This is a genomic window from Pirellulaceae bacterium, assembly GCA_029243025.1.
In the GTDB taxonomy this organism is placed as follows: Bacteria; Planctomycetota; Planctomycetia; order Pirellulales; family Pirellulaceae.
In genome coordinates this window covers 1-16641 of the sequence record JAQWSU010000017.1, presented here as the reverse complement: position 1 = coordinate 16641, position 16641 = coordinate 1, and the positions used below count along the sequence as shown (strand labels likewise).

Below are 16641 nucleotides of genomic sequence, written 5' to 3'. Positions count from 1 at the left end.
ACACTGATTAATCAGTCGCTATCATCAACGAAAACAAGCGCCGCGTCAATCAGGTTACGCAATCGGGACACGCGAAATTCGCTTGATCCACGATGGAGAGGAACATTAATTTGCAGCCAGCCGCTCTCGTCAACAATTCCGCCGAACTCGTTACCCAGCTCGGACAACTCATTGAGGAGCAGAGGCTGAGGCCGGGTGATCGTCTTCCGTCGATTCGAAACTTAGCGGATCAGTTCGGAGTCAAGGCGGGCCTTGTTCGAGATGCGTTGCTGGACGCGCAAGGCCGCGGCCTCGTGAAAGTGCTGCCACGAGCTGGTGCGTTTGTCGAAATGCCGGCCAGTGGCGTTCAATCCACCACGTCGGCCGAGCGACTGGGTGAACGGTTGCGAGAGTTGTTGGCGGGCGAGAATCAAAATCTTTTCTATTTATTGGACGCGCGCGAGACATTGGAACTTGCTCTGATTGCTCAGGCCGCCCGCAGACGGGAAATTGAAGATCTATTGCCGCTGCGAAACATTCTGGAGCGGATGGCGTCGATTCCAGCGAATGAACGAGCGGAAAAAGAGGAATATCTCGAGTTGGATATTGAGTTTCATTTGGAGATTGCCCGACTCTCTGGAAACGCGGTCATGGCTTCGATGTTATGCGCCGTGTTGGAAGAACTGAAACCTCACCTCAAACAGTCCCATTGGACGACAAAGCGATATTCGGAAACAGACGAATCACACGCTCGTCTTTACTCCGCGCTTGTGCAAGGCGATAGCTCGATGGCTCAGGAAGAAACGCGTAATCATCTGCAGCATGCGTACCAAAATTTCTTAGACCGCGTTCGTCGGGCGCCCAACGTTTGAGCGTTCGCGAAGCCAAAAAAAATATTGGCTCCCGTTTCCGTTATTCTCACGGCAAGTGAAGGCCTAGCCGTTGTTTCAAACGGTGAAAGCTAACGAGGCTCCGAAGTCAAGGCAGGCAATGGCGCATGCGGATAATCGACTGGTTGATATGGAATGGCTAATTCCGGTGTCATCAGCTTTTGTTGGTTTTGAGCTCGCGATGTGAGCGCCCGATCGAGGATACCACTGGTTAGCAACGTGCGTTCGACAGGGTACGCCGGACGACCCGTATGCATCATCTGTTCGATCGCTTTCAGTAGATAGGAAAAGTGTGGGAAATAAGGTTCGGGGCGTTCTTCAAATCGCGTGGCTAAGATTTGTCCTTTGATTTTCAACGCCGCGCCGATTCCCCCGACGGATCCTGGCAGCATTAGCACTATGCCCGGCAGCCCATCCAGATATTCAAATTTAAATAAAGCGGCTCGCTTGTCAGAACGGATGTCTACTTGTTGGTTTCTGGGTACGGCGGCAAGTGCCGCGTCCAGTACATCCTTGGGGATGCCGCCACGGTCAATCATGTTCCAAATGGCATCACCTTGCAGGCATTGCACCGATCGCACTCCGCGTTCTGCACCGCGACGTCGTTCGACGAGACACTGATAAGAATCGAGCGTGTGGCTACCGTAAATGTCCAATCCGGAGTAACCGATTCCCACAGCCGCTTCGATCTCGCAGCCCATCGGCACCGAGATGTTCGGATCGCGAAAGCTGACGGGCAACGACGAACCGGCCATGAAGGGAACCTTCATTTCGCGTGCGCGGTCGTACATCCATTTTGCATCTGACCAAACTGGGCCCAAATGTTTGTCGCTGAAAACGGGTACGACTTTGCCGTGCTTTTTAAATGTGTCAGTGATTTCTTCAAAGAAGCGTCGCCGAGGATAAAGACGCTGTTGCTTGTCATTGACAGGATAGGAGCCGTGTTCGCCGATACTGATCACACCGTCAACCGGAATGTGGTTTTGCCCGACGGTCACCGCCTTTTCGATCGTGGGAAAGATGGGGATGTCGTACTTCTTCGAAATCCCGCGTGCCAAATCGTCGTCGCCGACCTGTTCGACGTACATTGACGCCAGCTTCAATGCTGGAGTTGGGCCGCCCTGTTGATGCCATCCTTCGAGAATCTTGCCGATGAGCACGTCTGCGTGAGACATCTTGCGATAGACCGTGATGATTGCCGCGACAGACTTGGGGTTTGTCTTGTCAACAACCGCTGCGCGGGATCGTGTGGCAAACCTTCCGTAGATCGCCGATGCCGAGGTGGCGGCTAACCATTCTCGGCGAGTTATTTGGTTGTTCGTGTTCATCCTGACACTTTACGGGAAAAATTGGCTCGCGTCTCCCTAAATTAAATTCGATAGCGCAAAATCGGGTGATCCGTGTTTCTCACTCGACGCGTGCTTGTCGAAAAGGTTTCCCTCACGATTGGCCAGCCCAAGTACGGCAATTTCGACACGGCCGATCTGATCGTAGCCTTTTCAAGCGGCATCGACTCGGCCGGTGGACGCTACGAGCAGGAGTCGGCAGGTAATCTGGTGCCGGAGCCAAGCGGTTTGGCGCTGTTGGCTCTGAGTCTATGGGCACTGTTAGGTTGCCAGGCCAGGTCCGAGAATCCGGCGATCGGTGAGTGAAACGCGTTCGATGGCAGGTTCGAAAAAGAGTCCTGCTTTTGCACATTCCGTGTCTGCGTTGTGGCAGTGGCCCGTGGGCGATCACTACGAATCGGAACTCTTTATGTGGAAACACGCCTCAAAATTCATCGCGGCAATTCGGCAGGGACGAGCGATGATTCGACGGATTGGTCACTCGGCATCATCAGCTTTCCGTGTTTCCTCGGCGAGGACTATCCCCCGGCATCAGCTTAAAACGCTCGATCTCATTCTGAAGCGTGACGGTTGCTTCTCGCAGTTGTTCGGCTGCCGACGCGAACTCGGCGGACGAGCTCGCCGTGCGGTCGGCGTTTCCGGTAAGCGAGGTCATGGTTTGGTTGATCTGCAGTGTCCCTTGTGACTGCTGCGACATGCCCTCGTTGACCGACTCGAAGCGGTCGGTAAGCGTATGCACCTGTTCGATGATGGTTCCAAGTTGTTCGCTGAGGACAGAAGTGGCGGCAACCAGCTCGCCGACCCGTGTTTTCAAGCGATCCATTTCGGCGACTCCCTCGGAGACAGCCGACTGTGTCTCGCCGACGTCTTGCTCGATCTCAAGTGTGGCCTTGGCGGTTTGGTCGGCCAGGCGGCGGGTCTCGTGTGCGACGACGCGAAAACCGACTCCGTATTCGCCCGCCTTCTGTGCTTCGATGGCGGCGTTCACCGAAAGCAGGTTCGTCTGATCGGCGACCTTCACGATCGTGGTCACGATCTGGTTGATACCCTCAGAACGTTCATCAATGACATTGAGTTTGGACGAGATGGAACGTGTCGACTCAAGCAGAGCCTGAATGTTTGACTCGACATTGCTGAGGCCGTTTTTGCCAGTGTCCGCGATCACGGCTGACTCGCTGGCAATCTGGCTGACCTCCTTCAAAGTGATGGCCAGTTCTTTTCCCGTGGTGGAGATCTCCTTGATCGCAGCGGCGATCTGACCGGACGACGCGCTAAAGTCGCCGACCATCGCCTGCTGATCACGTGAGGCGCCCGCGATTTCGCCCGCGGCGGTGGCGACGGTTTCAGACGTTCGCTTCACCCGACACAAAATATCGTGCACCATCTGGATGAAGGTGTTGAACCAGTGGCCAAGCTCGCCGAGTTCGTTGCGCCGGCTCTCGTCGACGCGTTGTGTCATGTCGCCTTCGCCCTCGGCGATGTCCTTGAGACGCTCGATCATCGCGCGGATCGGCGTGACGGTGAGACGAACGAGGGTGAGAAATGCAACGAGTGCGAAGGCGGCCGTTCCGATGGTGAGGCCGAGTGCGATCCTGGCATAATGGCGGACACGGGTGCTCTTTGTCTTGACGTCGTTTGCCGTTCGCTTATCGAGCATCGCGAAGAACTCGCGGATCGGTGTCATGATGGCGGCCTTCGCCTTGTGGTACTCTTCGCCGTGCATCAGTTCTCTTGCGAGCTTAGGGTCTGGGGCGTTTTCAACGGTGAAGTTGCCTGAGCCATCGTCGAATCTCCCATTCATGGCATTCATGGCCCGCTCTTCGAGGCGCACGAGCGCGTCCGATCGACGCTGCGCTTCGGCAAGCTTGGCGAACTCTTCTGGCGTGAATGCCATATCTCGCATGAGTTGTTCGAGTGCGATAGGCGATCCGGTCGCCTGCGTCTGCCCTCCTGCCGCGATGACGAAATCCCAGTAGATTCCGTCATACCCTTCGGGCCGCCCCTTTTCACCGTTCCGAATCGCGAGTATGTCGTTGAAGTAACGCTCGTAGGCTGGATTTCCGGTCACCACGAAAGTGCGCGCCATGCGGGTGAGGTCATCGGAGCTCTGCCGCAGCTCGTCCGCCAGTTTCCACGAGTCAAGGCGGCGACGTTCGGCAGCGGCCATCTCCCCTTGCGTCTGCGTTGTCATCGAGGCGACGTAAATCAGTGCGGCTAGCAGCCCCAAAAGCGTCACGAATACGGTGAGCAGAAGAGATCGGATCGACATGGAGGTCCGTTCGTTAGGTCGCAAAAAGGCCAGCAAAGGAGTGGCTATCCGCGATGAGCATGAGCTTGTAGAAGTCGGACCTGTCATGCAAGGCCGCTGACGCCGCGACCGCAATGTCAGGGCCAACCGTGAACAGCGGGTTACAGGGTATCAATTCGTCGCCGAGTCTTCGGGATCGTTGAAGAACGTCTTAACTCGGCGGATGAGCATGTTTCTACGCTTCGATACCCAATAATGCCGAACGCTTTTTCGGTTGTCAATCTTTTTTGACCGGCCGCAGCGGTGTTTTTCGTCACAACTGGATCAAGAGGTATATTCGAGCGATCCGCCGGGCCTTTGACGTTAACGAACGCATCGATTTGGATTCCGGAATGTCTGCGATGATCTCCCGGAATCGTTGTGTCAGTGGCGTGAATCGCGATCATGCTGACGAAGCATGGGGCAGGAATTGTGTTCACCGCGAGGGGGGAATTGGGGCTTCTTTCAGCTGGTCGTTGCAACCCGTGACTTGGCACGGTCGCTTCTTGATCAGCGCAACTCACGGTTGATTTACCCGATGGGACCTCTGCGGTCATAGAGGGTGACTGATATTCGGCGAGAAGAACGATGTAGGGGGGGGTTCGAAAACAATCAGACTGAATCTCGGATTGCATACGGCCAAGCAGCGGGTTCGTGAAGGCTAGCCAAATCAACCAGTTGAATTGGTTCGGCGGCCGAATTGGATGACGTGAATGTCGGCGCCATTATCGAAGAAGGTGCGTTGCGAGAATGCCGTAGAGATTCTTGAAAGCGAGGCAACGCGGAGTCCGGTATGAAAAACCGATAGCACTTAAGCTGCTTCCATGAAAGTCTTCGCAGACAAACGTCGTGTTTTAGAGTAACTCAGCGAGGTTGACGACGAATAGTTGCCGTTTTCCAAGCGGTGCCGCTTGCAAGGAAACCTGTTGGGAGTCCCGACTCCAGACGGGGTGACCGTCCAGCCGAAAGACGACGTTTTGTAGCTTGCTTTTATCAATCGTTGGTAGATTGCAAACCCTCATCTCTTCATTGGCGGTTAAATCGATGAGTCGTAAGCCCATCCGTGCCACGCCGGCATCATGGTGTCTCTTGTCGGTGATAAGATACTTGCCTTGGGGTTCAACACTTGGGTGGCCGCCGCCTTCGATCGTCTCGCTTAGCATGCGGAAATCCGTGCCGTCATAGCGAGCCTGAACGAAACGGTTGCCCACCATGCCCTTCACCGGCATGGAACGGATGACGTGGACGCCGTCGCCATGCCAATTGGGGTGGCCCCCGTTTGCATCCCATACGGGAACGCGATCCGTCTTCGGAGTGAAGCAGATATCGCTTCCGTCGGGCCTGAAGGTGAACATCATCGGATTGCGAGTGTCCGGCATGCGTGGGTGCATGTAACGAAGCACTTGAAGCAGTCGCGTGCCCTGTCGATTAAACTTCGTGTGCCAGAAGTAATAGGTACCGCCTTCGAAGGGCGGGGGGGATGGAACTTTGGCCGCGACATCGGCCAGACTCGCGATCAGGCGTTTTTCGTTCGACTTGAGGTCCGTCAGCCAAACTCCCTCGTCCTTCGATGCGCCAGGGGGAAGGCTTGCGTATTCACCGGGCTTTTTGGGTGGGACTCCGTAACCCTCCTGCGACACATCCTTCAACTCGTGTGGAAAACCTACCACGCACGATTCGTCGGGAGCGACGCTGTACAAGGGCCCTGCGTAGGCACGCGTTTCGGTGGTCTCCAGGTCAATGCCAACACACACTGCTGTCCCGTCTACGACATCATTGACGTACAGGCGCCGATCCGTGGAACCCCATTGGATGTTGGATCCGGTTTGATAGCCCCAGCATCGCGTCGTATAAACGGTTTGAATCGTCTCGGCTTCCAGATCGATGACGCAAATATCGGCTTTATCGCCCAAGACGGGCAGCCGCGACAGGATCGGCACACGTGTGACGGCGAAATATCGTTGCGACGGACTAAAGGGCGTCACATCGAAATAGGTGTGCACATAGTGACCGTCTTCGGGAGTGACCTGTGTCACTGGAGCCAACGTCTTGCCTTGGTTCCAAACTCGAAATGGGCAAGGTCGTTTCTTGGAAAAAGTACCGCGAAGCGTTTTGATTGGCGGTGCGCACTCTGTGCCCCCTGTCAGATTTCCCAACAAACTGGCTGCGCCCAAGGCCTGAAGAGCCTCCCGCCTTTTCATCGGAACTCTTTCTTCAAAAGGCATTGCGTTTTCTTTCTGTCTCATTCCTTGGATACCAAACCATTGATGTAAACTTCGAGGTTGGTGTAGTTTGGATCGAGGTCGTAGCCATTGCGGTCGTGGGGATTGGTTGGGTCGAGTTTGCGTTCTTTTTCCCAGCTGTCATGCATGCCATCTTGATCTTTATCAAGCGGCGCTTTTTGGGATTTCAACGCTGGCCATCCACCGACCTGCTTTTCGGTGTCGATCAGTTTGTGGGTGCGATTGCGGACACCTCGGATGACGCGAAGGTCGGCGCTGTCCCGGACTTTCGAAGCGCCGGAAGAATTTAGAACTAATTCATAGGCTTTTTCGGCGGATTGAGTTAGAGGCCGGTCCGCAGCGGCAACGGGCTCTCGAGCCATTTTGAAATTCTTGAGTGTCACATTTCCAAAGTAGTTTTCTGATCTTGGTCCCCACCGCATGGCGGTGTAATTGTGCTGAGTTCTTTCTGGATGGCCTTCGAATAAGTTTCCGCTGAAATAGCCTCGCGTGACGTCATGAGCTTCGGCTTTGGGCCAGAGTGGCAAGAGCGTGAGGTCGGTGCTTTCACCGGGCCGGTAGTAGTTGTTGATCAAATTGAAAATGCCATGGGCCAGGTTCGTTGACTCTTTTTGGTTGTAAACAATGTTGTTTCTAAAATCAAAGATGGCTCGAGTGTTGCACTCTTTCGGTTTTCCACCGCCCAGTGTGGGATGGCGGTTGCGGCTCGAGAAGAGCAGGTTGTGGTGAATACTTACGTTTCCATCTGTTTTTCGAAACGACATCAGCATGGCATGGTTACCTTTGTGGTGATTGCTGTTGTTCAATGCTTCACCAAACATGGACCATTGGAGCGTGAAGTTTTTGATGTGGCTGGTGTCCATGGTGCCGTCTATACCCCAAGTCGCGGTAACATGATCAAGGATCACATTCTCAGCCTGGTCAACGCCAAGCGTGTCGGTTTCAGTGCCGCTTTCGCTGCCGAGACGGAAACGCATGTATCGGATGACGATGTTGGAGCTGTTTCGGATACCAAATTTTTCATCGCGAATTGTGATGCCATCACCCGGTGCGCTTTGTCCTGCAATCGTGAGGCCGTGAATGTTTTTTACTTCCAGTCGCTTTGTGATGCGGATGGTGCCACTGATATCGAAGACAATGGTGCGCGGGCCCTGCCATGACTCAATCGCGTCACGCAAAGACCCTGTGCCGGTGTCATTGAGATTGGTGACGTGATAAACGTCTCCGCCGCGTCCTCCGGTGGCGAAACGGCCGTAACCTTCGGCGGTAGGGAACGCTAGTTTTGGGACAGATTTATCGGCCTTTTCGGTGGCTACAGCTAAGGCAGAAGAGGCAATCAGGAGGATGATGCCCGATAGTATTGAGATCGTAGGTTGTTTCATAATTACTTAGGCTTTCACATCGAATTGAGCATTCAGATTGCCCAGTTGTTTGGGATTTAGCTCGATGCCCAATCCCGGCGCATCAAAGTCCCGGCAGGTTCCGTCGACGATTTTGTAACCATGCTTGATCAATGTATCGCCTAGCTGTTTGCCTGCATCATGTTCAGCCCGGTAAAAGTTGGGGATGGCACAGCCGGCATGAACCGACATGTAGAACCCCAAGTCGTTGCCGAAGTTGTGCGGTGCGATCATCGAACCATGTCCCGCTTGGGTCGCCATCCGAGCCTCTTCGAGAATTCCCTCGAATTCGAATCTGCGCATGTCAGCTTGCAGGATATCCAGGGTTCCCGATTCAATCATTTCCTTGACTAGCGGCTCACGCGGATTTTTCCAGCCTTCGCCGTCAGCGACCAAAGTCTTGATTCCCAGTTTTTTGATTTCTTCACGAACCACGCGGTACTGACTAACGTCGTCGGGAAACATCTCTTCAATAAAGGCGATATTCAGGCCGCCGCATTCGTTGATTAGCCAAAGTGTATCTTCGAGCGAGTAACCATTGTTAGCATCAACGCCGATGCCAAAATCGTGCCCGGCATATTCACGAATTAATTCAAGCACCGCGAGGTCCTGATAGTTACCCGCTTTGCGGCTCAAATGGAGTGCTCCCCGCCCAATCTTAACTTTGACGAAGTTATGATCTTCCTGTTTGGAAACATCGATGGCTTCTTTGATAATGTCTTTCCAACTTGGCATTCCACCGTACTGAGAACCTGAATTACGATAAGCCGATCCTTTGTCGCGAGACAATAGTTCTTCGTGGTAGATCATGCCATCGTAGATTGGGATGCCGCCCTTCGGCGCTTTGCCGCCCAGCAACTCATAAACCGGTTTTTGTAAGGTTTTACCTGCCAAGTCCCAGAGGGCAGAAGTGCCAACGCGTTGGTTCACTTCACTCGCAAAATTTCCAAGTAAATCGGAGGCTTTCTTGCCTACCAGATAATGTGCAAGTTTTGCGTTTGCCGCGGGCCTGCACGCCCCAACCCCAATTTTTCCGTTGTCGCCAAATACAAGAAGCACTCGATCCGTACGATACTTCCCCGCCAATCTGTACCCGCGGTTTCCGGCAACAATTCGGGGCCGCTCGTACTTGACTTCACATCTTACAACCCGATTGATTTTGACATCTAAATTATCAACATCATCGACTCTTGCCGTCCATGCTGAGCTGGAAACGGTGGCTGCCACACCCAAACCGGTGGCAGAAACGGCCGTTGACTTAACAAACTGACGGCGGTTGCACAAAGTGAATTGATTCATTTTAGGTTGCTGTTGGTGAGAGAGCATCGTCCAGATCCTGATTGGAGCATGAGACTGGGAAGACCAGTTGAAGGTAGCAGGTTGATTCCAACCGGTAAGAAGGCAGGAAGTGTTCTTGTCATATTTCTTTTTGTCCTTTTCGCAGGAGGCGGTATTGTAATGCATGGACGAACGGTTCGGTGGTCGAATTCCCTCTGCAGATAATTCGATTAGCTGATTGACGGTGAGAGAATTGAATCGCATGTCGACGCCTTGCGATCGCTAACTCTCGGGGCGAACGTAATCTTCAAGCTTGTAGCACCGAGCCGATTCCGTCGTAAGCGATCGACATACAGATTTTTCGTCAGTTGATTTTTTGATCGATCATTCATCAACGGATTCTCGCGATCTACACGATCAGTCGATTCACGCCAGGATTAGTCTCGATATGGTCAAGTTTCAAATCAACCAACGAAATTCATTGCCACTCGGTTGAGCAAAGGGGATATACTTTCGTGAAATATCTCGAGTGCGTTCTACCCACTTGTTGGTGGCATGACAGCAAAAGGATCCTGAACGATAACAGGAATGCAAGATCGTTGGTCGCCTCATTGATTGACTGCAAGAGACGCGATGAGACGCTTTTGTTTCGGACGTTTCTCCAGGATTTCGGCGCAACGTTCCACCTGGCATACCCCCATCGTTTAATATGCCTGGCGGTCTTTTATCCTCACTGCTAAAAAATGCGCCTTATCCTAACTCATGCAAGGGGTGCTCAGTCGTGATGATTTCGAGGTGTGGTAATGGTTTCGTTCGGAGACCATCAGCCAGGCGAGATGGCTTTCTCTATGGCTTTCTCTATGGCTTTCATCTCCAGAAATCATGCTTCCTTGTTGGAAGTGGATGATGAAAACTGCCGCCGCACGACCAGTCTGACCGAATGGTCGACCCGATTTTGTGGTTCGAGCCTATTGTTGTTTGCCGGATTCTCGCGAACGATCAAGACCGATTGCAGAAAGGCCAAAGTGCACATGGGAATGGTTTCGAGTTTGGGATGGCGCCGAATTTCTGTTCTCCCGCGAATAACGAATGGTGCCGCCACGATGACGACTGTGCAGTTGGGAATTGGCAAAAGGTTCGCGTTCCCTTCGCCCCTGTTGAATGTCTTGCCGCGTAAGTGGAAGGTGCCTAATTGCTTTGCTACAATCGAACGTGCAAGTTTAGGATTAAAAACGGTGCGTAGCGTTAGGCTCCGGCCTGGTTTCGGCGTGATCGAGTCTTGGCTGAGCTTAACGGAGGGTGCGCATGTTTGAGCTAATATCGATAAAGCGGTAGGCCGTATGTGGGCGGGTTGGGTGCTCCTGTTTGCTTTCGATGCGGTCGGTGTTCTAACCTTGCCTCTTAATTACAACTACGGAGGCCTACTCCAGGCTTACGCACTGCAGTTGATTTTGCGTAAGAAGGGCCATGAGGTGTTTACCGTCGATTTCGTTCCAGAGCGAATATATGCTGCCGATGAAATCCAGCGGGTCGCCTCCCTGTTTATACAGAAGTAGGTTCTTTGGCAGGTTTTGGCGACATTCCTTCCAAGGAATAATCAAGAGACGAGGGCTTTCCAACAGCACACTGACCGCTTCATCGCCGAAAATATTTCACTCACGCAGAGTATCTCCTGTCTTAATGAGTTCGACTATATCAAGAGGTATGACTTCGATGCGTTTTTCGTAGGACGTGATCCAGGTGTGGAGGCCGGCTTATGCTCATTGACTTTCGGCCTACTTCCTTCGTTTCTTGGGAGATGATACGCGGGTTAAGCGAATTGCCTACGCGGCGTCGTTCGGCTTAGATCACTGTCGAAAGTTCAGTGGGAAGGAGTTGTCCCAGTTCTCGGATTTGATCAGGAAATTCGACGCCCTTAGTGTGCGAGAGGATTCTGCTGTCAGGCTGTGTCGCGAGTTCTTCGGTGTCGACGCCGAGCATCTCTTGGATCCCACGATGTTATTGGAGCCGGACGACTATGGTTGGTTGAGCGGGATAGAGTCCCGAAAAGCGCTGGGAACATGATGGTTTACGTCTTGGATTCGTCGGTAGAAAAACAAAAATTCATCGAGCAACTCGCTCAGAAACGAGGCTTGAAGGTAAATGCCTTCAAGCTCGATTCAAAAAACGCAATCTACCCGCCAGTGACTCGGTGGCTGCGTGGTTTCATGGATGCAGAGTATGTGGTGACAGATTCTTTTCACGGTATTCTGTTCGCGATCCTGTTTAACAAGCCTTTTTTGACGTTTGGGAACCCCAGACGCGGCATGACGAGGTTTGATTCGATCTTAAAGAAGATGCAGTTGCTCGACAGGATGGTGTGTGAACCCTGGGGATTCGATCCCGAGCTCGTTGCTCGAGATATTGACTACTCAAAGGTCAATGCCATTCGCCGGGAAGAAGTCGCCCATTCGCTTGATTTCTTGAGGAACGCCTTGGCGAATTCTCATGAACCGTCGTAGTAATCAAATTAGGAGCATTTTGTGAGCACCATTCCGGGCCCCATACCGATTGAAATGCGGTCAGCGACGAGAGGGCATCATGGCCCACAAGCCCTCACGGCTCGTGGGCGTCGACCATCAACGTGGAATGGTGCAATCATTGATTCTTGAGGGTTTGATGTGAATGGACTGCGCCAAACCACGAGTGATTGCGATATTGGATTGCCGATGAGCTGCTGCAGGATTCGACAGGAATCCTGCAGCTTGTTTGGCTTGTGCGTACTTCTGATGGGATGCAAGCTTGAGCAAGATCTTGCCCATATCAGACAGTATCGTTTTTTACCGTAAGTCGATGGTTACGTTCTTCAATCGCCCAGTGAACGGGCTTTGTGGAACCTTGCCCAGGCGGCGCTTCAGCACGGGCGAGCCGCGATCACGACCCACATCGGCGCCTTCATCGATCGAAAATCGACTGGCAACGGTGCTCTCAAGTTTTGCGACTGCAGGTGATTGATTTTCAACCTGCAAAGAAATCGTTACGGCTTGGCCCGGGCCATCACCCTCGTAGTTGAAGTCCAGCACGATTGTTTGCTGTCCTGCTCGCAGAGGAGATTTGGATTTGACGACGGTGATCTCACCGAGGTTGTTGTAGGCATAGCCTGCGTGACCCTCTTCCATGAACAAAGTCCAGCCTCCGAACCGTCCTCCCTGAGCCATGATCACTCCGTTGGTATTCGGTGGATCGACAACGTTGATGTTTGCCGAAATTCTGCTTGACCGATTCTTTACATTGATCAACGCATTTTCATTGACGGCGATCGTGCCCGGGTAGAGTGTGATTGACTTGCGATCGCCCATTAATGTGGGGCGTCCAGCAACTTCGGGAAGTAGTCTTTCTAACAGGCGATCGTCCAGCGGGAAGACGCCATTCGCGATCGCCTCACGAATAAATTTTTCCTTCAGTTCTTGCAAACGTTTGGGGTGTTTTTCGGCGAGGTCGTTCGCCATGCTGAAATCCTCCAGCGTATTGAACAATTCCCAGCCGTCATCATCGGTGACTTCGTGACGTTTTTTAGTTTCCCAAGGATATTTGACGGTTGTCCGGGCCATTCAGCCGTCAGCGTACATTCCTCGGTTCCCAACGATTTCAAAATATTGTTGAGAGTGCTGTTCTGCAGCGTTGGCATCATTGAACGAATAGATCAGGCTGTTTCCCTGTAGAGGGTATTGCTTGATTCCGTTGACATATTCAGGTTCTGGAATCATCGCGGCTTCAAGAATTGTGGGAGCGACATCGATGACGTGGCTGAATTGAGTCCGAATCTCGTTTCCGGATTTAATACCGGCTGGCCAATGGATCACCGTGCCGTTTCGCGTGCCGCCGAAATCGCCTGCCACCTGCTTGGTGTGGGCAAACGGAGCGTCAAATGCGATCGCCCAACCGACTGACATATGTGGATAGGTATCTGGGCCTCCCCACGCGTCGAAATAGCGCAACTGTTCTTCCGTCGTCTCAGGAACGCCGTTCAACATATGTCCCCAATTCCAATTTCCCGTTTGGTTTCCTTCGGAACTTGTGCCGTTGTCGCCCGTAATGTAGATCACTACTGTGTTGTCCAGCTCACCTAATTCATCGATTGCATCAATCAAACGTCCGGCGTGAAAGTCAGAGTACTCAGCAAATGCGGCAAATGCTTCTGCCTGCCGGGCATACATCTTTTTCTGGTCGTTCGTTAGATTTTCCCAACGTACGATGCTGTCGGCGGGGGTTGCTAGTTGGGTCTCTGGCGGGACGATGCCCATTTCGATCTGTTTGGCGAGGGTTGCTCGGCGTGTGGCATCCCAGCCCTGATCAAATTCTCCTTTGTATTTTTCGATCCATTCGGCGGTCACATGGTGGGGTGCATGAACGCCAGGCGATGCATAGTAGATGAAGAATGGTTTATCTGGTGTCATCGAATGTTGTTGGTGCATCCATTCGATGGCCTCGCGGGTCATGTCATCGATTACGTGGTACCCGTCGGTTTCGGGCACATCGATATTGGTGACACCGTCGTGGAGCGAAGGCTCGAAATTGTTTTCCTCAGCCCCAATGAAACCATAGAATTTTTCGAATCCCTGTCGCGTTGGCCAGCGGTCCTGGGATCCGGATGTGGTCGTCTCCCGTCCCAAGGTTGCGTGCCATTTTCCGAAGGCGGCCGTGTTGTAGCCATTCAGTCGCAGGATTTCAGCTAACGGCGCTGTGTCGTTAGGCACTCGGCTAGTATTGCCTGGAAAGCCGGTGGCAATTTCCGGAATCGATCCCATGTTCACGACGTGATGATTGCGACCCTGCTTTAGAGCAACCCGAGTCGGTGCGCAAAGCGCACAAGTATGAAATCGAGTATACCGCAGCCCACCTTTTGCCAATCGGTCCAAGGCTGGCATGCGGATGGGGCCTCCAAAGGCAGAAGGTCCGCCGAAGCCGAGGTCATCTAAAATAATGACGACGACATTAGGAGCACTAGCGGGCGCTGACAGTTGTGCACTTTTGGGCATTCGTGCCTTCGATGGATCGATTTCGGTGATCGCATTGGGGCGAGCGTCCGCGATTGGAATTCGCGTGCGGTCGAAGGTTTCTTCTGCTTGAATTGCTATGCCCGACTGGAAAACGATGTAGGAAAATCCGGCAAGTAAAAAAAATCTTCGAATTGAGCGATCATAAATCAATTTCGATGAATGTAACACGTTTGCGATTACTATCGCTGGTTTTCGATTCCCCATTTTTAATCACCTTTGTCGTACTTTGTTGGAGACGGTCGATAATGAGCGTTTCAAGTAGATCCTGCGTTTGTCAAAAATTCAATGGGTTAATTGCACTTACTTCCGAAAACTGACGGTATCCCTCATCCGTTCGAGCTCTCGCGAGAAAGGGATGTTTTCGGTGTCGTGAGGATCAGCAGCGCAGGAGAGATTGGAGGTTGGACAAAATTTTTTGGTTGTCCCGTTGGTCGCCTCGCAAGAGCTTCTGGAGATCACTAGTTGCGAAAAAGAGCATAGGGTATTGCGAATGCTGACTCGGTACCCCATGGGATGCCTGCAGATGAAGCTCGACGGATGCGCCTTGCTGGACGACGTAAAAAAATGGCCAGTAGGATTGCTATGTCTCTTCTGCCCGTGATTGAAAGCCTTAGGCTTCTTATTGTGGAAGGAGCACCGTTTGGACTTTGGCAAAGCCCGAAAACATGATTTCGTATTCAGGCAGATTGAAATCGTTACCGATAACCTCGGCACTACTTTCCGACAGCGACTTGTTGTCTTAGCAGCGAATGACTCAGTTGAAGGTTAAAATGACCTGCAAACGGAATTGAAGTGCTCTCGTTTTAAGCTCGCTCTCAATCCTTGAGGAGCAACCGGTGCTGTTTGTTGGCGTTTTATCGGATTTGAGATGCTTGCCAGAGGGGATTCGTGTTGGTTTCATTTTCTGGATCAATGCCGTCCCGCGGATGATCGTTTGCGAGATCTTGTTAGGCGTGGCGACTGGATCCACAGGCAACAAGTTTTTTCATGGAACAAACTTTTCAGGCGATGAAGACGTTCGGTTTCCCGCGATTTTGGCCTTCGCCGTGAGGATCTGTCTCTGACGTGTTGACGTCTAGTTCCCGGCGGACCTTGGTCAACGCCAAGGCGTCGCCCAGCAACTCCATCGCTCGATCGAGCTCAGGGGTTAGTGGGTCATCGACTTTGTCTCGGGGTTCCTCTTCTCGCCAATCGACGAACACTGAGTCGGCACTTTGGCTGTCGATCAAAGGTGCTGGCTCGCTCCTGGCGATCAACGCTGGTACGGGGGCGCAGAGAGCGCATATCAGGGTGATCGACTCGAAACCAGAGTGTTCAATCGTGGCGAATTCGCTCGTCGTTATGACGAGACCGTCGTTGATGGGCAGGGCGCTCTGGCCCATCACGGATAGGACATCTCCGAAGACTTCCCCATTACCAACAGCGCGGAAAGTCACGAACGGATCAGGGATGAGGAAAAATTGATCATTCCCGTCACCGCCATCCATCACTCCTGTGAGCGTCGCTCCGGTGGCTGCCTGGAACGTGTCGTCCAGGGAGCCACCAGTTAAATTCTCGACGTTTGTGAATCCAGCTCCCACACCGGTGACGGTTCCGGCATTCGGTCCGATAACGTCAAAGGTTGTGACAAGATCATCACCCAACAGCGTGTCGATGTTCCCCGCGCCGTCGATGCTTCCGGTGAGCGTACCGCCGCTCAATTGGAACGTGTCGGCGAGAGATCCACCAGTCAAGTTTTCGACGTTTGTGAATCCGGCTCCCACACCGGTGACGGTTCCGGTATTCAGTCCGGTAACGACTAGGGTCGTGGCGAGATTGTCAGCTATCAGCGTGTCGATGTCGCCCGCGCCGTCGATGCTTCCGGTGAGCGTACCGCCGCTCAATTGGAAGGTGTCGTCGAGAGCGCCGCCGGTCAGGTTTTCGACGTCTGCGAATCCAGCTGCCACACCGGTAACGGTCCCGGTATTCAGTCCGGTAACGACAAAGGCCGTAGCTAGATCGTCACCAATCAGCGTGTCGATGTTCCCCGCGCCGTCGATGCTTCCGGTGAGCGTACCGCCGCTCAATTGGAACGTGTCGGCGAGAGATCCACCGGTGAGATTTTCGACGTCTGCGAATCCAGCTGCCACACCGGTAACGGTCCCGGTATTCAGTCCGGTGACGACAAAGGTTGTGGCAA

Annotated in this window: 12 protein-coding genes; 4 read left to right on the top strand and 8 right to left on the bottom strand. The window is 52.9% G+C overall.

Annotated features, from left to right (window positions below; genetic code table 11):
* Positions 1-92 precede the first annotated feature (92 nt).
* The gene (locus P8N76_07090; GenBank protein ID MDG2381422.1) at positions 93-851 is read left to right on the top strand and encodes an FCD domain-containing protein; all 759 of its coding nucleotides are present in this window, start codon (positions 93-95) and stop codon (positions 849-851) included.
* Positions 852-940: 89 nt separating this feature from the next.
* Here P8N76_07090 and P8N76_07085 read toward each other — a convergent pair whose 3' ends face one another.
* Positions 941-2197 (bottom strand): hypothetical protein, encoded by a 1257-nt coding sequence (locus tag P8N76_07085; GenBank protein ID MDG2381421.1) that lies wholly within the window; start codon positions 2195-2197, stop codon positions 941-943.
* A 72-nt stretch (positions 2198-2269) separates the two neighbouring features.
* On the opposite strand from P8N76_07085, the gene P8N76_07080 reads away from it, so the two are divergent.
* Positions 2270-2521 (top strand): PEP-CTERM sorting domain-containing protein, encoded by a 252-nt coding sequence (locus tag P8N76_07080; protein MDG2381420.1) that lies wholly within the window; start codon positions 2270-2272, stop codon positions 2519-2521.
* 184 nt (positions 2522-2705) lie between these two features.
* Here P8N76_07080 and P8N76_07075 read toward each other — a convergent pair whose 3' ends face one another.
* The 4 genes from P8N76_07075 to P8N76_07060 form a co-directional block, all read right to left on the bottom strand.
* Positions 2706-4484: a methyl-accepting chemotaxis protein gene (locus P8N76_07075; protein MDG2381419.1), complete on the bottom strand. Its 1779-nt coding sequence runs from the start codon at positions 4482-4484 to the stop codon at positions 2706-2708.
* Positions 4485-5356: 872 nt separating this feature from the next.
* The gene (locus P8N76_07070; GenBank protein ID MDG2381418.1) at positions 5357-6703 is read right to left on the bottom strand and encodes a hypothetical protein; all 1347 of its coding nucleotides are present in this window, start codon (positions 6701-6703) and stop codon (positions 5357-5359) included.
* 41 nt (positions 6704-6744) lie between these two features.
* Positions 6745-8127: a hypothetical protein gene (locus P8N76_07065; protein ID MDG2381417.1), complete on the bottom strand. Its 1383-nt coding sequence runs from the start codon at positions 8125-8127 to the stop codon at positions 6745-6747.
* A gap of 6 nt (positions 8128-8133) precedes the next feature.
* Positions 8134-9687 carry an enolase C-terminal domain-like protein gene (locus P8N76_07060; GenBank protein ID MDG2381416.1) on the bottom strand — a complete coding sequence of 518 codons (1554 nt, stop codon included), beginning with the start codon at positions 9685-9687 and terminating at the stop codon, positions 8134-8136.
* Between the two features lie 1091 nt (positions 9688-10778).
* Between P8N76_07060 and P8N76_07055 the strand changes: the two genes are divergently transcribed.
* Both P8N76_07055 and P8N76_07050 read left to right on the top strand, forming a co-directional pair.
* Entirely contained in the window at positions 10779-10979 is a 201-nt protein-coding gene (locus tag P8N76_07055) for a hypothetical protein (protein ID MDG2381415.1), read from the top strand.
* Positions 10980-11483: 504 nt separating this feature from the next.
* Positions 11484-11924, top strand: a complete 441-nt coding sequence (locus tag P8N76_07050; protein ID MDG2381414.1) for a polysaccharide pyruvyl transferase family protein — start codon at positions 11484-11486, stop codon at positions 11922-11924.
* Positions 11925-12242: 318 nt separating this feature from the next.
* Here the strand turns inward: P8N76_07050 and P8N76_07045 are convergent, their stop codons facing one another.
* The 3 genes from P8N76_07045 to P8N76_07035 all read right to left on the bottom strand — a co-directional run.
* Positions 12243-13013 carry a hypothetical protein gene (locus tag P8N76_07045; protein MDG2381413.1) on the bottom strand — a complete coding sequence of 257 codons (771 nt, stop codon included), beginning with the start codon at positions 13011-13013 and terminating at the stop codon, positions 12243-12245.
* On the bottom strand, positions 13014-14666 hold the full coding sequence (locus P8N76_07040) for an arylsulfatase (GenBank protein ID MDG2381412.1): 1653 nt from the start codon (positions 14664-14666) through the stop codon (positions 13014-13016).
* A 797-nt stretch (positions 14667-15463) separates the two neighbouring features.
* The coding region (locus tag P8N76_07035; GenBank protein MDG2381411.1) for a hypothetical protein at positions 15464-16641 on the bottom strand (1178 nt) is incomplete at its 5' end.